We start from the raw sequence: 18,061 nt of genomic DNA, 5'->3' as shown, positions 1-18,061 counted from the left end.
GTACAGGTGGGCGCCAGGTAATCAGGCCAGGACCTGAACAGAGCCAGCCCCCTCGGAATTGCTTAAGGCCACCAGAATGCTACCTGTCACAAGAAGGGCAGAACCCGCCACGGGCCTAAGTAGGGCGTCCGGCGGGTTCGCACAAGGGGTCAGGCGTCAACAGTTTCGTGCAAGGCCACGCGCATCTTGCCAAAATGCTCGTCCCAGCCATTGTCCAGCGCCAGGATCAGGCCAAAGGCATCGGCACCTTGCGGCAGACCTTCGTGCAGCAGGTCCAGGCGTGTACCGCCCGCAACCGGTTCCAGCGTCCATTTCACGATGCTTACCGCGTCGCCCATTGGCTTAACCGTAAACGAATACTCCAGATATGACGGCGGGCGCGCCTCGCGGACCTCTCCCCAGATCAGCAGGTCGCCACTGGTTGTTCCGAACATCTCAAGCTTTTGGCCCTGCGCCAGGGGGCGTTCGGGTTTGTGAAACCATTCCGCCAACCGGTCGGGTTCGGTCAGATAGGCCCAGACAGTCTCGGGCTCGGCCCTCAGGAAGATGGACTTCCTTAGAACGGCATCAGTCATTTTGATTTCCTTTCAACAGCTTCTTTAAGAGAGTTAAGGCGTTCATCCCAGAATTGATCAAAGTAGCTGAGCCAATCCAGAACAGGGGCCATACCTTTTGGTTCAAGTCGGTTTATGCGTTCCCGGCCACGGGCTTCGACGGCAATCAGGCCGCCATCCGAGAGCACGGTCAGGTGTTTCTTGACTGCCGCGCGGGTCATGTCGAAGCGATCAGTCAACTGTGCAATCGTCATGTCCTGCAGTGCCAGAATCTGCACAATGTCCCTGCGGGTAGGGTCAGCCAGAGCGCGGAACGCGTTTTGAGTTTGGTTTTCCATATGCAACCTAAAGAGATACCATTTGGTTTCACATTAATGCGATACCAAATGGTATTATGTCAAGTCGTATGGGCTCACTTTACATTTGTTCACTAATTGTTCACATTTGGGATATGACATTGGACCTGCAACCCGGACAAAGACTTGCACGTGGCGTCGCCCGTCACCTGACGGCGCATGGCTTTGTATCCGTTGAGGAATTCGTGCCTATACGCGGACTGCGGGTTGATGTGATGGGGCTGGGTCCTAAGGGTGAGCTTTGGGTGATCGAATGTAAATCAAGCCGCGCTGATTTCCAGTCGGATTCCAAATGGCATGGTTATTTGGAGTGGTGTGATCGATTCTTCTGGGCAGTGGATACGGAGTTTCCGACCGAGCTGTTGCCTGCCGAGACCGGGTTGATCATTGCCGATGCTTATGACGCCGAGATCGTGCGTATGGCGCCAGAGGACAAGATAGCTCCGGCCCGGCGGAAGAAGATGATCCAGAAATTTGCCACAGATGCAGCCCGGCGCTTGCAGTCCCTGAGAGATCCCAGAATCTGATAGCTCAGCTTTTGACCGCCCGTGCGGCATGCGCGGCAGCACGGAGTTCATCGGCAATCTCTTCGGCTTCTTCCGGATCGAAATCCATTGGAATCTCTAGGTTTTCTGCTTCGATGAACAGGCGCACCATCCCCTGATCTGTTGGTCCGATCTGCAAATTCGCCTGAATGTCACTTTCGGTATTGATGCTCATGTGTGCCTCCGGGGATGAGAGTTCGTGCTAGCGCGCAAAGGCTTGAGAATCAAGTTACCTTTGCGTTCAAATAGGGGATGCACTCTATTCAGATCAGACCCTTTGAAGCTTTGGACGCGCCGTGGTTGGTGGCTGTGCATGATCTTTTGTATTCACGAGACGAGGGTTTTGAAGACTCTTTTGCCGTGTTGGTGAAAGAAATCCTCGACGATTTCATCTCGGACCATGATGCCAAGCGCGAGCGTGGCTGGATAGCCGAATGTGACGGTAAACCTTTGGGCAGTATTTTCTGCGTTGCCCTGAGTGAAACGACCGCAAAACTGCGCTTGTTCTTGCTGTTGCCCGAAGCGCGTGGGATGGGCCTGGGAAAGCGGATGCTGGAGAGCTGCATGGGCTTTGCTCGCGGCGCCGGTTACACTGAAATGAGGCTGTGGACGCATGAAAGCCACAAGGCTGCCTGTGCGCTTTATGGGTCCACTGGGTGGCAGTTGATGGATAGCAAACCGGTCCATTCCTTCGGGGTTGATCTGGTCGAACAAAGCTGGAAAATTCAGCTTTAATCCTCTTGCATTCCGTGAACGCGTTCGGTACATCGCCCTTCACAAGTGCCGCCTTAGCTCAGTTGGTTAGAGCGCTGGATTGTGGATCCAGAGGTCCCCTGTTCAAGCCAGGGAGGCGGTACCATCTCCCCGATTGTCAGAAAATTCCCAAGCTAGTTCGGCCCCTAAGCCACCGCGCAAATCGAAGGGCTGCCTTCACTCAAAACGGTACCGATTATTATTTGAGAAATTGTCTTTTCCGGGGATTGCAGCGGCTGCATCCCCGGTAGGTTCTTAGCGTGCCAGATTCAGGCGAAAGCGCATTTTTGTTTTTCGTTCCGCAGGTAAATGACGGTTCAGATGCTTGTTCACCAGGCCGAACCCCCCAACGATCACAAGCGTCAGTAAGATGAAATAGAAGGCAAGGATTGGATAGGCGACAAAGGGGTTGAACGTCTTGTCCGCGAAATAGCTTGCGTAATACAGCGCATCGCCTCGTTGCTGCCAGGCGGGGAAGGCCGAGAAGAACACCAGCGTGGTGGCATGGAACAGAAAGATCGCCTCATTCGTGTAGGCGGGCCAGGCAAGCCGCAGCATGGTGGGCCAGACGATCCGCCGGAAGCGAGACCAGCCGGACATGCCATAAGCATCTGCAGCCTCGGTATCGCCCTTGGGAATGGATCGGAGCGCGCCAAAGAAAATTTCGGCTGAATAGGCGGCTGTGTTCAGAAACAGAACGATCAGAGCCCCTATCCAGGCCGACGTCAGAGAATCGAACATCGGATAGGATTTCTTCAGCGACAGGAAGAAGAAATAGGCAAAGAAAAACTGAATGAACAGCGGCGAACCTCGAAAGATGAAAATGAACCATTCCGAAGGTTTGCGCAGCCAGAAACTGGGTGAAGCTTTGCCAAGCGCCAGTGCTGTGGCCAGGAAAAATCCGGTCGCAAGCGCCATGACTCCGAAATAGATATTCCAGATCATACCAGACCCGATCAGGGTAAAGTGCTCACATAAGGTAAAGTCGGATTTTGGCAGCAGGCGCTCGCCATATCCAAGAGATCGCAGGCCGTAGTCCTGAATGGTCTGCAAGCAGCTCATGCGGTGGTCTCCTTGCGCAGCAATTCTCCGGCGGCGGTGGCCTGTCCGTGGGACAGCCGGCGCATCAGGCGTTCAAGCCCGATCTCGGACATACGGGTGAAGCCAAGGTAGAAAACCAGCAGGAACAGGAAATACCACATGCGCCAGTCACCGTGTGGGTATTGCGTAAACTTCGGAGTCTTGGTGCTGCCCAGTTCGCGGGCCCAGTACACGATATCTTCGATGCCCAGAAGGAACAGCAACGGTGTGGCCTTGATCAGAACCATCCAGAGATTGCTGAGACCGGGCAGGGCATAAACCCACATCTGAGGCACAAGGATTTTCCAGAATGTCTGGCGGCGGGACATTCCATAGGCTTCGGCGGTTTCCAGCTGTGTATAGGGTACGGCCCGCATGCCGCCGAACAGAACATTGGCGGCGAAAGCACCGAAAACAATAGAGAAAGTGATGACAGCCAGAAAGAACCCATAGGTTTCGTGCACCCATTCCGGCGAGGTGCCCAGTGGCAGTTTGGCAGATTGGCAGACGATAAAGTCGTTGCCCTGTCGGATCGAATCCGTCCAGTCCGGGCAGAGAATTTGATGCCGCGTCCATTCGAATGCCTGATCCAAAGCAATCACGAAGAACATGAAAAAGGCGATATCCGGCACGCCGCGCACGATGGCGATATAACCCTTACCCAGCCAACTGACCGGCAGAACGTGCGAACGGGCAGCCATGGCCCCGACGAACCCGAAACCCAGCGCTACGGGCGCCGTCACGGCAAGCAGGGCCAGTACCTTGAGGAAGGACAGGTAAAAGGACCAATGCACACCATTGGTCAGATAGCACGAGAACCAACGGAAGGTTCCCAGCGTGTCGGGATCAGTGCAGAACGAAAAAATGGCGGGCCTCTTCAGGTGGTAAAGGCGCTGGGGCGGCGCGCCCGTAGACTGGGGCACGCCGCCGGATCAGAATTAGAAGGTCGAAGACACTTCCCATTTGGTGATCAGCTCGTTCAGGCTACCGTCATCCTTCATGGATTGGATGGCTGCGTTGAGCTTTTCTTTCAGCTCACCGTCGGATTCACGGACGCCAATGCCGACGCCACCACCCAGCGGAACCTCATCGGCCACAAAGCGCAGATCTGCGTCTTCATCGACGATCGGGGCAAGGAAGGATTTGTCGGCCAGAACCGCATCGGCCTCACCGTTGCGTACGGCAGCGATGGTTTCCTCGGGGCTGGCGAACTCGACCAGGGTCGCGCCGGATTCGGCGATATAGCCAGCCTGAATGGTGCCGGTCTGTGCGGCGACCACACCACCTGCAACATCGGCGTCATCCGACATTGCTACATAGGCGGAGGGATCCGGCGGTGTGTAGTTCTGGGTAAAGTCGATGACCTCGTCACGCTCGTCGGTGATCGACATACCAGCGATGATCACGTCGTAGTTGCCCGAGACCAGGTTCGGAATGATCGAATCCCAGTCGTTCTTGACCCACTCGCAGGTCAGGTCTGCGCGTTTGCACAGCTCGTCGCCCAGCTCGCGCTCAAAGCCGTCGATCTCACCTGCGTCATTGACGAAGTTCCAAGGTGCATAGGCGCCCTCGGTCCCCATCCGGATGGTGTCTGCCATAGCCATGCCTGCGCTCAGCGCAAGGGCCGCAGTGGTCAGGATCAGTTTTTTCATTGGATACTCCCCAGTTTTGGTTCTGATCTGAAGTTATGCCGCCTGAGTGGCGGAAAGAAAGCCCTGAAGCCGTGGAGATTCAGGGGTAGTAAAGAGATCTTCAGGCAGGCCTTCTTCTTCGATGAGGCCCTGGTGAAGGAAAACGACATGGCTAGAGATATCAGCGGCCATTTTCATGTCGTGGGTCACAATGATCATGGTGCGGCCTTCTGCAGCCAGGTCTTTGATCACCTTGATCACTTCTTGTTCCAATTCGGGGTCCAGCGCCGACGTGGGCTCGTCAAACAAAAGCGCCTCGGGCTCCATGCACAGCCCCCGCGCGATCGCGGCACGCTGTTGCTGGCCACCAGACAACTGGGCGGGGTAGACGTCGCATTTGTCGCCAATACCAACTTTTTCAAGGTATTTGCGTGCGCTGTCTTCAACTTCTTTTTTGTCACGGCCCAATACCGTTACAGGTGCTTCCATCACGTTCTGCAGGATGGTCAAATGAGCCCACAGGTTGAACTGTTGGAAAACCATCGACAGGTTTGTGCGAATGCGCAGAACCTGTTTCGCATCTGCAGGCCGGCGCGTATGGCTGTTACCGGACCAACGAACAGGTTCACCCTTGAAAAGGATTTCGCCCTGCTGGCTGTCTTCCAACAGGTTGCAGCACCGCAATAGAGTGGATTTCCCAGACCCCGAGGACCCGATCAAAGATACAACATCGCCCCGTCTGGCAGTGATATCCACACCCTTCAGCACTTCCAGATTGCCGAAACTCTTGTGTAGGTTCTTGATCTCAATGACGGGAGTTGAATCTGTCACGGTTGGTCCAGGTGTTATTGGTGTTGGTGCGGTACTAGGGCTTAAAAATCAGATCAATGCAATGCGCAAATGACAGAGTAAGCGGGTGATTCCGTCAATTTGACGAAGCGTTCTGGTCAATTTGATCATGAATTATCCATCGCAGTTTACAATTTCGACGGATTTGGGACGCGCAGATAATCTTTGGCAGGAATAGAGATCAGGTCATGCAGGTGCAGAAGGTTCCGATCTTGCGGTGACATGGTTAGAATCGCGTTGCGAACAGCGCGTGCGATCTGAGCGGCGTCCTGATCCTTCGCTGTGATATAAGGTAGCGCGGGGGTTGGGGTTGTTTCGGCGACCTCACGCAGAGCTTCTGGAAGGTCGGAATGGACTTTCAGCATCTCCCATGTCAGCGCATCCAGCGCGGCATAATCGGCACGGCCCTCGGAAATGGCTTGAGCAGACAGCGCATGACCATCGGATTGCAGAACCGACGATGGTGTTCGGTGGTATCGTTCAAGGTGAACCATTGGGGCGGCCCATCCGGATTGCGACAGCGGTTCATTATAGGCAAAAACACCATCGGCCAATTCATCAAGATCGCGGGGGTCGTGGCGGCGGGCTACAAAAACCGACCGGTAATGGCCAGGTGGGCAGCCAGGCAACGCGTAATCCGGCGTTCCAACCAACTGCACCTTGCCATGCAGCCGGGTGCGATAGGGCATGCCGCAGGTCTGGGCAAAAACCAGATCCGGGTCCAACCAGACATCCCAGACATCCCGGTCTCGGTTTAGGTTTGCGGGGCCATAGCCAAGGTAATCCCGAATCGATGCCCAAAACCGATCATTCGCAGGGCGCAGCGCAGGCATGTCGTACATGCCCAGCATGGCTATCAAGATTTGGCAGCCTTTTGACGGGCCATTGCAGAGTCGACATCACTGATGCCCAGCAGGCTGACGACCAGTCGCAGTAAGGAATCCTCTTCACCCGTGCGGTGCCCATCCGCCAGAGCGACCGACCACAAGGCCTGAACGACTGCCAGGCGGTCGTCATAGGCAACGGCCTCTTTGATTGCGCGAGTGAACCGTACGGTGTCCGGTGCTTCGGCCTCGAGATCTTCGGCGCGGGCGCGCAGGCCGGCGGCTTCGAACGGGGATAGGTCATAGCGTTCAACCGAAATCCGGTCGATTCGCGCCATTTCACTGTCGGCATAGTCGTTGTCAGATCGGGCAACGCGCACCAGCAGGGCCGTCAAGGCCAGTCGAGCATCGTCATCGGTGAAAGGGGCGGGCTGAGGCTGGGTCAGTCGAGACAGAAAATCACTAAACATGAGACAGGTATAGAGAGGCCTTACGCCTCTTCCAAGCGTCTTTGCACACGCTTTCTGGCGGTCTTGCTGTCGTTAAAGCTCAGACCCATGGCGATGCGGGCTTCTTCGACGATTTTCATCTCGCCCTCATCTGTATTCCCGTCGGCAAGAACCACCTCCCAGAGGGCATCCAAAGCGGCCAAGCGCTCGTGCAGGTCCGTGGTTTCCCGGATCAGCTTACCGAACGTGTCCGTTTCCGGTGCGGCTGCGTGCAGTTTCTCGCAGGTGGCGCGGACCTTTGCGGCTTCGATCGCATTATGTTGATAAAGTCGGGCGAGGATACGGTCGATCAGGCTGATCTCTTCCAGCTTATAATCCCTGTCCGCTTGTGCAACGCGCACCATAAGCGCCCCGAGTGCAAGTTCAGCGTCTGGATCGGGCAGATTGTCGTGTTGTGGCGGGCGGAAAGCCTGAAAGAGTTTTTTCAACATGGTCAGAGATTATTCCATATTTGATAACCCGCCAAGCACGGACTATCGCGCAAGGCTCAGAATGATCAAAAGACCGCCTGCTACAGCCGGATAGCGCGCTGGGTCAGAGTACCTTTCGCGCTTCGTCTTGCAGCCAGGCCAGCATTTTCCGATAGGGTACAGGGCCATAGCTTATACGCGCGACTCCCAGCCCAGCCAAAGTGGCGGTGTCCGGTGTGCCGGGTAATGCTATGATATTTAGCGGCAGGTCGATTGACTTTACCAACCGGGCAATCATGGCCTGATCCCGTAGGCCGGGGGCAAAGAATCCGCTGGCCCCTGCATCTGAATAGGCTTGTGCTCGGACCATTGCCTCTTCCAGCATCGCATCATCATGGGTTTCGGGCTGCGCCTTCAGGAAAATGTCGGTCCGCGCGTTGATAAACGCAGGAACGCCAGCCGCATCGCAACCTTCACGCATCGCGCTGACACGGGCGGCCTGAGTTTCAATATCGTACAACTCATTTGATCCGATGATCTGGTCTTCGAAGTTGAAGCCGACAACGCCGGATTCAAGGGCCAGCCTGACATTGGCAGAGATACCCTGAGCATCAGCCGCATACGCACCTTCGAAATCCAGAGTAACCGGAAGATCAACGGATTCGACAATCCGGCGAGCATTGTCCAGCGCGGCCTGCATCGGGATGTTTTGGCCGTCGCTGAACCCTTGTGCCATCGCAACAGGAGCGCTTCCAGTGGCAATGGCTTGGGCGCCAGCGTCGCGCACGGCACCGGCACTGCCAGCATCCCAGATATTGTACAGGATAACCGGTTCGCCCTTTTTGTGCAGGGCCGCGAATGTCAGTGCATTGGTGATCTGATCGGTCATGGACGGTCTCCTATCTCTGAGTTGCGGACAGTTAACCGTGCAAAGGGTCAGCGCGTACAGTCTTTTCGCGCTGACCGATACAATCTGCTTTCGTGCCTGGTGTCAGACCAGACGCGAGGTGTCCTTGGCAGCGCGCACAAAGTCGCGGAACAAAGGATGCGGGTCGAACGGCTTTGATTTCAGCTCGGGGTGGTACTGGACCCCAATGAACCACGGATGATCCGACCACTCGACGATTTCTGGCAACCGGCCGTCGGGGGACATGCCTGAGAAATTGAGACCAGCTTTTTCCAGCTTGTCGCGGTATTTGATGTCCACTTCATAGCGGTGGCGGTGGCGCTCCTCGATGGCGGTACCGCCATAGACTTCGGCCACTTTTGACCCTTCGGCCAGAACCGCGTCATAGGCGCCCAGGCGCATGGTGCCGCCCTTGTCATCACCGATTTTGCGTTCGACCTTGTGATTGCCCTGCACCCATTCTTTCAGGTGATAGACCACCGGTTCGAACCGCTTTTTACCGGATTCATGGTCGAATTCCTCGGACCCGGCCTCTTTGATGCCAGCGGCATTTCGCGCGGCCTCAATTACGGCCATCTGCATGCCCAGGCAGATGCCCAGGTAGGGCACCTTATGTTCGCGGGCATATTGCGCAGCCTTGATTTTGCCTTCGGTACCGCGCTCACCGAATCCGCCGGGCACGAGGATCGCGTGGAAGCCTTCCAGATGCGGGGCGGCGTCTTCGGTATCGAACACCTCGGCATCGACCCATTCGACCTTGACGCGCACCCGGTTGGCCATGCCGCCATGGGTCAGCGCCTCGGCAATCGACTTATAGGCGTCTTCCAACTGGGTGTACTTACCGACGATGGCGACCTTCACTTCGCCCTCGGCGTTGTGGATGCGATCACTGACGTCTTCCCATTTGGTCAGATCGGGCTTGGGGGCGGGGCTGATCTGGAACGCGTCCAGAACTGCCTGATCCAGTCCCTCGCGGTGATAGGCGAGCGGAGCATCGTAGATGGTGCTGAGGTCCTGCGCAGCAATCACGCTATCGGGGCGGACGTTACAGAACAAAGCCAGCTTTTCACGTTCCTTGGTCGGGATCGGGCCTTCGGACCGGCAGACCAGAATGTCGGGGGCGAGACCGATCGAACGCAGCTCTTTCACCGAGTGCTGGGTTGGTTTGGTTTTCAATTCGCCCGAGGCTTTGATGTAGGGCAGCAGGGTCAAGTGCATGAACAGGCATTGGCCGCGTGGTTTGTCCTGGCTGAATTGGCGGATGGCCTCAAAGAAGGGCAGGCCTTCGATATCGCCCACGGTGCCGCCGATCTCGCACAGCATGAAATCGACTTCATCCTCGCCTATGGCGATGAAATCCTTGATCTCATTGGTGACGTGCGGGATCACCTGAATGGTTTTGCCCAGGTAATCGCCGCGGCGTTCTTTTTCCAACACGTTGGAATAAATCCGCCCGGAACTGACCGAGTCGGTTTTGCGCGCGGCGACGCCGGTAAAACGTTCGTAATGGCCAAGGTCCAGATCGGTTTCTGCCCCGTCATCTGTAACGAACACTTCGCCATGCTCAAAAGGCGACATGGTGCCCGGATCGACATTCAGATAGGGGTCCAGCTTGCGCAGACGCACCGAATATCCGCGGGCCTGCAACAGCGCGCCCAAAGCCGCCGAAGCCAATCCTTTGCCCAAGGATGAAACCACACCACCAGTGATGAAAATAAAACGCGCCATGTTTTTCGGCTGCTCCCCGTGAGACGTCAATATCAGCTGCCCGGCGGTTCAAGAAAAACCGCTGCATCACGGGACTTCACGTATAAAGGATTCGCGCCAATAGCGCAAGAGAACCGCAAGATGCTGTTGCAGTTCTCTTTTCGGTTTCTAGGTTTTGTGTGTCAGTTGGCCTGCGGGATCAAAGGCGCGTTGTCACCCTGTGCCGGAGGCAACAGGTCATCCGCCGACGGAATTGCCGGTGTGCTTTCTTCGGTCGCGGCCGGTGCCTGTGTCCCAATCCGGTCGAGCACAGAGCTGCCCGAGGATTTTTGTGCCGCCAGAATGGTCAGCGTGATCGAAGTGACGATAAAGCACGCGGCTAAAATCCAGGTCACCTTGCCCAATGCTGTTGCAGCCGACCGGCCAGCCATGGCACCGCCTCCGCCGCCACCCATGCCAAGGCCGCCGCCTTCGGACCGCTGCATCAGGACGACGGCGATCAGGCCCAAAGCCAGAAGAAGATGGATAATGAGAACGACGTTTTCCATGGTGGTCCTGTACAGCGTGGCGTGTATCGCGAGGTACTTATGCAAGTTTGGTTCCGGGGGCAAGTCACGAGTTACCATCACGCCAAGTGATCTTCGGGATCACAGCAAAGAGACTGGACAGGCAAGGGGATGGTAAAGCAGGCTGCGACCCATGCCACATGACGATCCCGACCATCCGCACGCCTTATTGCCGCCTGAACCCGCCCTTCGCGTCAAGGCGCTGGAAACGATTCTGACCCGCAAGGGTTTGATCGACCCGGCCGCTTTGGATGAGATCATCGACACTTACCAAAACAAGATTGGCCCGCAGAACGGTGCCCGGGTTGTTGCCAAAGCCTGGACTGATCCGGCCTTTAAGGCAGCACTGCTTAAGGATGCAACGCCCGAGGTGGCAAAGCTTGGCTTTTACGGTCGGCAAGGCGAGCACATAGTTGTTGTCGAAAATACCCCTGATCTCCACAACATGGTCGTTTGCACGCTTTGCAGTTGCTACCCATGGCCTTTGTTGGGGATTCCACCGGGGTGGTATAAATCGGATGCCTATCGTGCGCGGGCCGTGCGTGAGCCGCGTAAAATTTTGTCAGAGTTCGGAGTTTCTCTGGCGGATGAGACAGCCGTGCGGGTTTGGGATTCAACGGCCGAGATACGCTATCTTGTTCTACCCATGCGCCCCGATGGCACCGATGGGATGACCGAAGACGACCTGACCGCGCTTGTGACCCGTGACAGTATGATCGGAACCGGCCTGCCAAGGGTGCCGTCATGACCCGCGTTCACGATATGGGAGGACGGTTCGGCAACGGTCCGGTGATCCCCGAATCCCAAGATGCAGCGATTTTCCCAGAAGAATGGCACGGGCGCGCATTGGCACTGACATTGGCTGCCGGGTTTCTGGGACAATGGAATATCGACATCTCGCGCCATGCACGCGAACGACTGTCGCCCAAAGACTATGCACGATTCTCTTACTACGAAAAATGGGTGTCAGCACTTGCAGATCTGTTGGTAGAGCAGGGGGTCCTGACTTTGGAAGACCTTCTGGGCCAAGGAACGGATGCTTCACATCCTTTGGCTTCCCGCGCGCTGACAGCCGGGGCGGTAGAGGGAGCACTGTCCAAAGGCGGTCCGGCTGATCGACCCTCGAATATCGCGGTGCAGTTTGATCCCGGCCAAAAGGTGCGTACAGTACGACCGGCTGCCAACCGCCTGAAAAACGGTGGTCATACCAGGTTGCCATCTTACGCTTCTGGCGCTTGCGGTCGGATATTACGCCTGCATGGGGCGCATGTTTTGCCGGATTCCAACGCTCATGGTCTGGGAGAGGCACCTGAACCATTATATGCGGTTGCATTCCCAGCCTCGGAGCTTTGGGCCGATCCCGAGAACCGAAATGACGAGGTCATATTAGATCTGTGGCAAAGCTATCTGGTGCCCGATGAGTGAGTGTAACGCACAGCCATTACCCGAGCTGGCATTCGCAGAGCCCTGGCATGCACAGGTCTTTGCGGTCACGGTCGCGCTGAATGAAGCGGGACGATTCGAATGGTCGGAATGGGCCGATCGGTTTTCGAAGATGCTAAAACGCCATGGTCTGAGCAAAGAGCTGAATGGTGGCAACGACTATTTCCATGCCTGGCTGGAAACACTCGAGGCCTTTTTAGCCGAAATGGGTGACGCGAACCCAAGTGATGTCGCTGCAGTCTCGTTGGATTGGGAGAAGGCCTATCTGACGACTCCACATGGTGAACCCGTTCATTTGTCGAATGGCTAGAAAGGGGGCGCTGCTCCCGCCGCGGCAAGCCGCGACTCCCCCGAGGTATTTTGAGCCAGATGAAGCAAGGGACCCTCTCTTCATCTGGCTAAAAATACCTCCGCCGGAGGCACCACGCACACTGTGGTTATGATCTGCGGCGAATTATCGGTTTCCCTGTCGCTGACACATCGCTATACGAGCCGGGTTTGATATCTCAGCGCAAAAGGACCAGATATGGCCAATGTGGTTGTTGTCGGCGCCCAGTGGGGTGACGAAGGAAAAGGCAAGATCGTCGATTGGCTAAGTGAACGGGCCGATGTGATCGCGCGTTTTCAAGGCGGGCATAATGCCGGTCATACGTTGGTAATCGACGGTGCCGTCTATAAGTTGCACGCTCTGCCATCCGGTGTGGTACGTGGCGGCAAGCTGAGTGTCATCGGCAATGGCGTTGTTCTGGACCCCTGGCACCTGCTGAAAGAGATCGCAACGATCCAGGCGCAGGGAGTCGAGATATCGCCCGAAACGCTGATGATCGCAGAGAACACCCCGCTGATCCTGCCCATCCACGGTGAACTGGACCGCGCACGCGAAGAGGCGGCAAGCAAAGGAACCAAGATCGGCACCACCGGTCGTGGAATCGGCCCCGCATATGAAGATAAGGTTGGGCGGCGTTCTGTGCGGGTTGCTGACCTGGCAGACGAAGCGACCCTTGAGGCACGCGTAGATCGCGCGCTGCAGCACCATGACCCGCTGCGCAAGGGATTGGGGATCGAACCCGTGGACCGCGATGCACTGATTGCTCAGCTGAGGGAAATTGCGTCCGAGATTCTGCCTTTCGCAGCACCCGTTTGGAAAGTGCTGAACGAAAAGCGCAAGGCTGGTAAACGTATTCTGTTTGAAGGCGCGCAGGGTGCCCTTCTGGACATCGACTTTGGAACCTATCCGTTTGTGACCTCGTCCAACGTGATCGCCGGTCAGGCGGCGACCGGTGTTGGCATCGGGCCCGGCTCGATTGATTTTGTCCTTGGCATCGTAAAGGCTTACACGACCCGTGTGGGTGAGGGGCCGTTTCCAACCGAATTGGATGATGCGGATGGCCAGCGTCTGGGTGAGCGTGGGCACGAGTTCGGTACCACCACCGGGCGCAAGCGGCGTTGCGGCTGGTTTGATGCCTGTCTGGTGCGCCAAACCTGTGCCACTAGCGGCGTAAACGGTATTTCGCTGACCAAGCTGGACGTGCTGGACGGATTCGAGACGCTGAAAATCTGTGTTGCCTATGACCTTGACGGTAAGCGTCTGGATTATCTTCCCACTGCAGCCGATCAGCAGGCACGATGTACTCCGATCTACGAAGAAGTGCCTGGTTGGAGCGAATCCACGGAAAGCGCGCGCAGTTGGGCGGACTTGCCTGCAAATGCCATCAAATATGTGCGTCGGGTCGAAGAGTTGATCGAATGTCCGGTTGCATTGCTGTCCACTAGCCCAGAGCGGGATGACACCATTTTGGTGACAGACCCGTTTGCTGACTGATGGCGGGCGAACAGAAAAATGGCCTGAGCTATAAAGCGCGTCGTCGTTGGTCGATGGTGCTGCTGCTGATTGGCCTGCCGGCTTATATCGTTGCGGTGGTGACGGTGATAAACTGGTTGGACCGGCCACCAATTTGGTTGGAACTTCTGGTATACGTAGCGCTCGGCATTTTGTGGGCTCTGCCTTTCAAATTCATCTTCAAAGGTGTCGGAAAAGAAGATCCAAACGGATCCTCTGACTGAGCGGCCTATTCCGGGCTCATCCTGCGGCGGGTTCATACGCCTGCCCACAAAAGATCGCCCAATGAAAAAGGGCCGGAGTTGGTCTCCGGCCCTTCTTTCTTTTCGGTTTGAATTCAGCCTGCGGCGCGTTCATCTCCGTCAGGGCGGAACCCTATCTCGTCCGAAGCCGCAAACCGACCTCCGCCAGCTTTCTCAATCTTGCCATCGCGCAGCAGTTGCCCGAATGAGCGCAAGCTTTCCTCGCGATTAAAATCGTCCTGCTTGAGAGAACGGATCTTGTTCATCAGTTGCGGGCGCGAGAACTGTTCCTGTCCTTCGATGAACGACAGATAAGATGCCGCAGCTTCCAGCAGGTCCGGCAGAGATTGTGCGCCCTGTTCCTGCGCATAGTGCGCAAAGCCGCTTTCCTCGATCGGAAGACCCAGCGGTTTGGATTTTACACGGCGCGGAGAAATCGGCCCCATTTCATCCTCGTCTTTATTGTCGATGCGCTGTTCAGCAACCAGCTTGAGGGGAGCGGCAGGCTCTACCTTGGGACGGGCAGTTGTAACATTGCTTTCGGGGCGGCGCGGGCTGATCTGCTGAGCCTGATTACGGTTCAGCGCATCTGCACGATCAGCATTGGTTGCGGCCACTGCATTGCGCAGACGGGAATATGTCTCGCGCTGAGTGGCAGTCGCGGGATCATCCATCTGTTCGACCGCCTTTTCCATCAGGCGAGAAACGTCCTCGTCCAGGTTCGGTTCCTCAGGCAGAGGCTCGGATGCACGGGCGGACAACACGGCTTCGACGCTGGCAATTTCGTCAAGCAGAGTTTCCTCGTCTTCTTCGGTCAAATAGCCGGCAACCTCTTCAGGTTCGTCTGCGTCCGCCGAAATGTCTTCTGTCAGGATATTGTCGATTTCGTCGCTCTCGGCTTCGTCCGTCTCGGCACTCAGATCCGAAAACAAAACCTCTTCTGCCTCGACAGTGGTCACATCGTCGACGATGGGTGCGACATCAATTTCTGGCACGGCGGGGGTCTCTTGGGCCGGGCCTTCGATCTCTGCCTCTTCCGCGGCGGGTGGGGGCATGTCAATCTGAGGTTCGGGCTCAAATTCCTGAGCTTCTTCAACCTCTGCATCGGCCGCGGGGGATTCGACCAGATCTGTGGGGGTCAGAGTTCCGGCCTGAAAGGCAGCCGATACGGCATCAGTTGGGCCGGTTTCGGATTTCATCAGGGGCGAATCTTCATCCTCGGCGTAGATCACCGAGTTTTCTTCGCTATGAGAGACTACCGCCCGGATCCGTTGCAGCTTTGCGGCGATACTATCGGCGGCGGGTTCGGGTCGACCCTCAACCGGCTCGGCCTCTGCGATGGGCGCGGACTGTGAGGAGGCAGCGGTATAGGCCGGAGCACTCGGGGTACTGGGCGGGGTCATGGGCGCGGTAGAAAGGGACGGTGAAGCGGCACGGTCTTGCGCCCGCAGAAGCAATCCGTTTTCGCTCTGGCTGGCTTCGACTTTACGCGTCGCATCTCGCTGAGCAATGCGGGTCAGCATTTCGGCGTCTGGTTGCGGGGGTTCGGACCCAAAATACCTGTCATCCGCTGCAAGGTCGCGGAAGTATTCGGCAATCGACTTCATCGTTTCAAAAGAATCGTCAAATCCTTCCAAAGTGCACGAGAAGGTTCCGTAGGAAACTGTCAAAACCTTGTTATTCTGTACCATCAGACGTACGTCCTCTACAAACTACACGAGCCATCAGCCCGGTCGTGGGCAGAGCTATTGGCTCAGAACTTTGTCCATGAACCTATCATTTTGTGGTCTCAATGTGTCAAAACCCGGAAAAAATGATCAATCTCATGAAAAAGACGCGAATTGTACGTTCGAAAGAGTCAATCACGCTGGTTGGAAGCGGTCAAATTGGCCCTGAAGATTTGGATTTGGCGTTGATTCGCACAAAGTTGGCCGTCGCCGCGGATGGTGGGGCGGCAAGTTTGTTGGAAATTGGGCGCATTCCAGACGCTGTTATCGGTGATTTTGATTCGCTCGATCCGGATCACAAAGATCAGATTCCGCTGGATCGACTGTTTCCAATTGGCGAACAAAATAGCACGGATTTCGACAAGGCCCTGCGCAGTATCGAGGCGCCGCTGGTGATTGGGGTTGGTTTTCTCGGGGGGCGTCTGGATCACCAGTTAGCAGCACTCAACGTCTTGGTTCGCAGGCAAGATCAGCCCTGTATTCTGATTGGCGAAAGTGAGATTATCTTTCACGCACCCCCTAAAATCTCGGTTTCTATGGCGCCTCGAGATGTCGTCTCATTGTTTCCATTGCAGCGTGTATCAGGGCAAAGCCGCGGCCTTGAATGGCCAATCGACGGGTTGGTGATGGAGCCGAACGGCGCTGTCGGAACGTCCAACCGCGCATTGGGCTCGGTTGAATTGCGTATGGATGGGCCGGGCCTTTTGGTAATGTTTCCCAGGGCGATGCTGGATCAGGTCATGCAGGCGCTTCTGTCGGTGCCGTCCGGGCGCTGGCCCGCTCACGCAGAATGACATAGAGGCCGGCAGCGATGGTGATGCAGATGCCCAAAGCGGCGACACCGTCGGGCAGGTCGCGAAAGATCAGCCAGCCAAACACCGTGGCGACCGGGATTTCGAGATACTGCATCGGGGCCAATGTTGCAGAGGGTGCATATCGCAGCGACCAGGTCATGAACAGATGTGCGACCGTGCCGAGAAGCCCGATTGCAAGCAAAAGCCAGATATCGCCCAAATTCGGAGCAATCAGGGACAGCTCCCAGATTCCGGCGGGTGTTCCCACCAACAGGGCAGGCAGTAGGATGACAGAAGCTATGACGCCCGACACGGCCTGAAGCGCAATGGGATCTGTAGCTTTTGCAATTTGCCGGGTCACGAGCATGAACAGGGCAAACACCACCGCGACGACAAGTGGAAGCAAAGCCGCATATCCGACCTCGGCAAAGCTGGGTTGAATGACAAGCAATGTACCACCAAAGCCCACAAGGCACGCAATCAGGCGTCGTTTGCCGACTTCTTCCTTTAGTACCAGTTTGCCAAGAAGCAACATGATAAACGGCATAACAAAGGCGATGGCCACAGCGTCGGCCAGCGGCAGGTATTGCAGGGCAGAGAACATCGCGGCGATGCCGACGATGTGCAGCAGGGTTCTTATGACAGCCAGGCGAAATATACGCCCCTGCATGCGCCAGGGCCTGCCAGTCCAGGCGACCAGCGGAACCAACAACATGGCTTGAATGGCAAACCGGACAAAGACCAGCATTCCAAGCGGCACGGTTTCACCCAGTAATTTGGCGACCGCGTCCCCCAACGGTGCGAGCGCACAAAAGCCAAGCATCAGCACGATGCCAAAAACGGGACGATCCTGTGTCATGCAGCGACGCTAGCGCTTTGGCTGAACAGGGGAAAGCGAAAGCTAGGTTTCAGGCAAAGGCTGCATCTTGGTGTAGTCCGGGCCGATGCAGATCGGCAGCCCGTCATCCATTTGCAACCAGTCCAGCTTTTCCTCATGCGCGACATGCAGTGTTGGCTGCAACTGGTTGGGGTCCTTCAGAAGGGCCACGTAGAGGTGCATTATGCCGGACATGGACGCAGACCGGAATGAGATCGGCGAGCCGCAATCAGGACAAAAGCTGCGTTCTACGCCGGGTGAGGATGCGAATGTCTTTGGTGCCTGGCCGGTCCAGGTCAACTGTCCGTCGCGGACCCCGAAATAAGCTGTCATCGGGGCCGCGCATTGTCTGCGGCAACTGTCGCAGTGGCAGATCACACAGGACAGAACGGGCGAGTCCACCCGAAATGAAACCTTACCGCAAAGACAATGGCCTTCCATTTCGCT

The 18,061-nt window shown here is 56.4% G+C and carries 24 protein-coding genes and 1 tRNA gene; 9 read left to right on the top strand and 16 right to left on the bottom strand.

What is annotated here, in order from left to right:
• Nucleotides 1-149: 149 nt before the first annotated feature.
• Both AC2FHX_RS05505 and AC2FHX_RS05500 read right to left on the bottom strand, forming a co-directional pair.
• Nucleotides 150-575 (bottom strand): SRPBCC family protein, encoded by a 426-nt coding sequence (locus tag AC2FHX_RS05505; RefSeq protein WP_496678221.1) that lies wholly within the window; start codon nt 573-575, stop codon nt 150-152.
• Nucleotides 572-892: an ArsR/SmtB family transcription factor gene (locus tag AC2FHX_RS05500; RefSeq protein WP_496700015.1), complete on the bottom strand. Its 321-nt coding sequence runs from the start codon at nt 890-892 to the stop codon at nt 572-574. Before AC2FHX_RS05500 ends, AC2FHX_RS05505 begins: the two co-directional genes overlap by 4 nt.
• 113 nt (nt 893-1,005) lie before the next feature.
• Here AC2FHX_RS05500 and AC2FHX_RS05495 point away from each other — a divergent pair, with 113 nt between their 5' ends.
• Complete coding sequence (locus tag AC2FHX_RS05495; RefSeq protein WP_496690788.1) at nt 1,006-1,437, top strand: MmcB family DNA repair protein; 432 nt, start codon at nt 1,006-1,008, stop codon at nt 1,435-1,437.
• A 4-nt stretch (nt 1,438-1,441) separates the two neighbouring features.
• Here the strand turns inward: AC2FHX_RS05495 and AC2FHX_RS05490 are convergent, their stop codons facing one another.
• Nucleotides 1,442-1,630 carry a DUF6324 family protein gene (locus AC2FHX_RS05490; protein WP_142634620.1) on the bottom strand — a complete coding sequence of 63 codons (189 nt, stop codon included), beginning with the start codon at nt 1,628-1,630 and terminating at the stop codon, nt 1,442-1,444.
• A gap of 77 nt (nt 1,631-1,707) precedes the next feature.
• Here AC2FHX_RS05490 and AC2FHX_RS05485 point away from each other — a divergent pair, with 77 nt between their 5' ends.
• Both AC2FHX_RS05485 and AC2FHX_RS05480 read left to right on the top strand, forming a co-directional pair.
• Entirely contained in the window at nt 1,708-2,190 is a 483-nt protein-coding gene (locus AC2FHX_RS05485) for a GNAT family N-acetyltransferase (RefSeq protein ID WP_496700017.1), read from the top strand.
• 47 nt (nt 2,191-2,237) lie between these two features.
• Nucleotides 2,238-2,314, top strand: a tRNA-His gene (locus tag AC2FHX_RS05480).
• Nucleotides 2,315-2,463: 149 nt separating this feature from the next.
• Here the strand turns inward: AC2FHX_RS05480 and AC2FHX_RS05475 are convergent.
• The 10 genes from AC2FHX_RS05475 to secG all read right to left on the bottom strand — a co-directional run bounded on the left by AC2FHX_RS05475 (nt 2,464) and on the right by secG (nt 10,673).
• Nucleotides 2,464-3,270, bottom strand: a complete 807-nt coding sequence (locus AC2FHX_RS05475; RefSeq protein WP_142634616.1) for an ABC transporter permease — start codon at nt 3,268-3,270, stop codon at nt 2,464-2,466.
• Nucleotides 3,267-4,154, bottom strand: a complete 888-nt coding sequence (locus AC2FHX_RS05470; RefSeq protein WP_142635158.1) for an ABC transporter permease — start codon at nt 4,152-4,154, stop codon at nt 3,267-3,269. Before AC2FHX_RS05470 ends, AC2FHX_RS05475 begins: the two co-directional genes overlap by 4 nt.
• Nucleotides 4,155-4,226: 72 nt before the next feature.
• Nucleotides 4,227-4,940, bottom strand: coding sequence for a transporter substrate-binding domain-containing protein (locus tag AC2FHX_RS05465; protein ID WP_271946303.1), 714 nt, complete (start codon nt 4,938-4,940; stop codon nt 4,227-4,229).
• Between the two features lie 33 nt (nt 4,941-4,973).
• Nucleotides 4,974-5,750 (bottom strand): ABC transporter ATP-binding protein, encoded by a 777-nt coding sequence (locus AC2FHX_RS05460; protein WP_496700019.1) that lies wholly within the window; start codon nt 5,748-5,750, stop codon nt 4,974-4,976.
• A gap of 146 nt (nt 5,751-5,896) precedes the next feature.
• Nucleotides 5,897-6,619, bottom strand: a complete 723-nt coding sequence (locus AC2FHX_RS05455; RefSeq protein WP_496700021.1) for a phosphate/phosphite/phosphonate ABC transporter substrate-binding protein — start codon at nt 6,617-6,619, stop codon at nt 5,897-5,899.
• A 5-nt stretch (nt 6,620-6,624) separates the two neighbouring features.
• Nucleotides 6,625-7,062 (bottom strand): tellurite resistance TerB family protein, encoded by a 438-nt coding sequence (locus AC2FHX_RS05450; protein ID WP_142634608.1) that lies wholly within the window; start codon nt 7,060-7,062, stop codon nt 6,625-6,627.
• Nucleotides 7,063-7,082: 20 nt separating this feature from the next.
• Nucleotides 7,083-7,532, bottom strand: a complete 450-nt coding sequence (locus tag AC2FHX_RS05445) for a tellurite resistance TerB family protein (protein ID WP_142634606.1) — start codon at nt 7,530-7,532, stop codon at nt 7,083-7,085.
• 103 nt (nt 7,533-7,635) lie between these two features.
• Complete coding sequence (locus tag AC2FHX_RS05440; RefSeq protein ID WP_496700023.1) at nt 7,636-8,400, bottom strand: isocitrate lyase/PEP mutase family protein; 765 nt, start codon at nt 8,398-8,400, stop codon at nt 7,636-7,638.
• Nucleotides 8,401-8,502: 102 nt separating this feature from the next.
• Entirely contained in the window at nt 8,503-10,146 is a 1,644-nt protein-coding gene (gene pyrG / locus AC2FHX_RS05435) for a CTP synthase (RefSeq protein ID WP_496700025.1), read from the bottom strand.
• 161 nt (nt 10,147-10,307) lie between these two features.
• Complete coding sequence (gene secG / locus AC2FHX_RS05430) at nt 10,308-10,673, bottom strand: preprotein translocase subunit SecG (RefSeq protein WP_142634600.1); 366 nt, start codon at nt 10,671-10,673, stop codon at nt 10,308-10,310.
• A gap of 151 nt (nt 10,674-10,824) precedes the next feature.
• On the opposite strand from secG, the gene nthA reads away from it, so the two are divergent.
• The 5 genes from nthA (at nt 10,825) to AC2FHX_RS05405 (ending at nt 14,198) form a co-directional block, all read left to right on the top strand.
• Entirely contained in the window at nt 10,825-11,439 is a 615-nt protein-coding gene (gene nthA, locus AC2FHX_RS05425) for a nitrile hydratase subunit alpha (RefSeq protein ID WP_496700027.1), read from the top strand.
• Nucleotides 11,436-12,116: a nitrile hydratase subunit beta gene (gene nthB / locus AC2FHX_RS05420; protein ID WP_496700029.1), complete on the top strand. Its 681-nt coding sequence runs from the start codon at nt 11,436-11,438 to the stop codon at nt 12,114-12,116. Before nthA ends, nthB begins: the two co-directional genes overlap by 4 nt.
• Nucleotides 12,109-12,444, top strand: a complete 336-nt coding sequence (locus AC2FHX_RS05415; RefSeq protein ID WP_496700031.1) for a nitrile hydratase accessory protein — start codon at nt 12,109-12,111, stop codon at nt 12,442-12,444. Before nthB ends, AC2FHX_RS05415 begins: the two co-directional genes overlap by 8 nt.
• Before the next feature lie 216 nt (nt 12,445-12,660).
• Nucleotides 12,661-13,956, top strand: a complete 1,296-nt coding sequence (locus tag AC2FHX_RS05410; protein WP_496700032.1) for an adenylosuccinate synthase — start codon at nt 12,661-12,663, stop codon at nt 13,954-13,956.
• Entirely contained in the window at nt 13,956-14,198 is a 243-nt protein-coding gene (locus AC2FHX_RS05405) for a DUF2842 domain-containing protein (protein WP_142634590.1), read from the top strand. The genes AC2FHX_RS05410 and AC2FHX_RS05405 overlap by 1 nt, the downstream gene beginning before the upstream one ends.
• A gap of 113 nt (nt 14,199-14,311) precedes the next feature.
• On the opposite strand, the gene AC2FHX_RS05400 is transcribed toward AC2FHX_RS05405, so the two are convergent.
• A complete protein-coding gene (locus AC2FHX_RS05400; RefSeq protein WP_496700034.1) occupies nt 14,312-15,907 on the bottom strand; it encodes a hypothetical protein in 1,596 nt (531 codons plus the stop codon).
• 134 nt (nt 15,908-16,041) lie between these two features.
• On the opposite strand from AC2FHX_RS05400, the gene AC2FHX_RS05395 reads away from it, so the two are divergent.
• Complete coding sequence (locus tag AC2FHX_RS05395) at nt 16,042-16,737, top strand: thiamine diphosphokinase (RefSeq protein ID WP_496690781.1); 696 nt, start codon at nt 16,042-16,044, stop codon at nt 16,735-16,737.
• Here AC2FHX_RS05395 and AC2FHX_RS05390 read toward each other — a convergent pair.
• Both AC2FHX_RS05390 and AC2FHX_RS05385 read right to left on the bottom strand, forming a co-directional pair.
• Nucleotides 16,682-17,596: a DMT family transporter gene (locus AC2FHX_RS05390; RefSeq protein WP_496690780.1), complete on the bottom strand. Its 915-nt coding sequence runs from the start codon at nt 17,594-17,596 to the stop codon at nt 16,682-16,684. The genes AC2FHX_RS05395 and AC2FHX_RS05390 overlap by 56 nt on opposite strands.
• 42 nt (nt 17,597-17,638) lie before the next feature.
• A complete protein-coding gene (locus tag AC2FHX_RS05385; RefSeq protein ID WP_496693317.1) occupies nt 17,639-18,055 on the bottom strand; it encodes a GFA family protein in 417 nt (138 codons plus the stop codon).
• Between the last annotated feature and the right edge of the window lie 6 nt (nt 18,056-18,061).

The sequence above is a fragment of the Ruegeria sp. CDSC042 genome, assembly GCF_059610745.1.
The sequence above is the reverse complement of the archived record's forward strand: the minus strand, read 5'-3'. Positions and strand labels throughout refer to the sequence as shown.

Coding starts and splice junctions, on each gene's coding strand:
- AC2FHX_RS05505 (WP_496678221.1), bottom strand. CDS start 575: ATGACTGATGCCGTTCTAAGGAAGTCCATCTTCCTGAGGGCCGAGCCC.
- AC2FHX_RS05500 (WP_496700015.1), bottom strand. CDS start 892: ATGGAAAACCAAACTCAAAACGCGTTCCGCGCTCTGGCTGACCCTACC.
- AC2FHX_RS05495 (WP_496690788.1), top strand. CDS start 1,006: ATGACATTGGACCTGCAACCCGGACAAAGACTTGCACGTGGCGTCGCC.
- AC2FHX_RS05490 (WP_142634620.1), bottom strand. CDS start 1,630: ATGAGCATCAATACCGAAAGTGACATTCAGGCGAATTTGCAGATCGGA.
- AC2FHX_RS05485 (WP_496700017.1), top strand. CDS start 1,708: ATGCACTCTATTCAGATCAGACCCTTTGAAGCTTTGGACGCGCCGTGG.
- AC2FHX_RS05475 (WP_142634616.1), bottom strand. CDS start 3,270: ATGAGCTGCTTGCAGACCATTCAGGACTACGGCCTGCGATCTCTTGGA.
- AC2FHX_RS05465 (WP_271946303.1), bottom strand. CDS start 4,940: ATGAAAAAACTGATCCTGACCACTGCGGCCCTTGCGCTGAGCGCAGGC.
- AC2FHX_RS05455 (WP_496700021.1), bottom strand. CDS start 6,619: ATGCTGGGCATGTACGACATGCCTGCGCTGCGCCCTGCGAATGATCGG.
- AC2FHX_RS05450 (WP_142634608.1), bottom strand. CDS start 7,062: ATGTTTAGTGATTTTCTGTCTCGACTGACCCAGCCTCAGCCCGCCCCT.
- AC2FHX_RS05445 (WP_142634606.1), bottom strand. CDS start 7,532: ATGTTGAAAAAACTCTTTCAGGCTTTCCGCCCGCCACAACACGACAAT.
- AC2FHX_RS05440 (WP_496700023.1), bottom strand. CDS start 8,400: ATGACCGATCAGATCACCAATGCACTGACATTCGCGGCCCTGCACAAA.
- pyrG (WP_496700025.1), bottom strand. CDS start 10,146: ATGGCGCGTTTTATTTTCATCACTGGTGGTGTGGTTTCATCCTTGGGC.
- secG (WP_142634600.1), bottom strand. CDS start 10,673: ATGGAAAACGTCGTTCTCATTATCCATCTTCTTCTGGCTTTGGGCCTG.
- nthA (WP_496700027.1), top strand. CDS start 10,825: ATGCCACATGACGATCCCGACCATCCGCACGCCTTATTGCCGCCTGAA.
- nthB (WP_496700029.1), top strand. CDS start 11,436: ATGACCCGCGTTCACGATATGGGAGGACGGTTCGGCAACGGTCCGGTG.
- AC2FHX_RS05415 (WP_496700031.1), top strand. CDS start 12,109: ATGAGTGAGTGTAACGCACAGCCATTACCCGAGCTGGCATTCGCAGAG.
- AC2FHX_RS05410 (WP_496700032.1), top strand. CDS start 12,661: ATGGCCAATGTGGTTGTTGTCGGCGCCCAGTGGGGTGACGAAGGAAAA.
- AC2FHX_RS05405 (WP_142634590.1), top strand. CDS start 13,956: ATGGCGGGCGAACAGAAAAATGGCCTGAGCTATAAAGCGCGTCGTCGT.
- AC2FHX_RS05400 (WP_496700034.1), bottom strand. CDS start 15,907: ATGGTACAGAATAACAAGGTTTTGACAGTTTCCTACGGAACCTTCTCG.
- AC2FHX_RS05395 (WP_496690781.1), top strand. CDS start 16,042: ATGAAAAAGACGCGAATTGTACGTTCGAAAGAGTCAATCACGCTGGTT.
- AC2FHX_RS05390 (WP_496690780.1), bottom strand. CDS start 17,596: ATGACACAGGATCGTCCCGTTTTTGGCATCGTGCTGATGCTTGGCTTT.
- AC2FHX_RS05385 (WP_496693317.1), bottom strand. CDS start 18,055: ATGGAAGGCCATTGTCTTTGCGGTAAGGTTTCATTTCGGGTGGACTCG.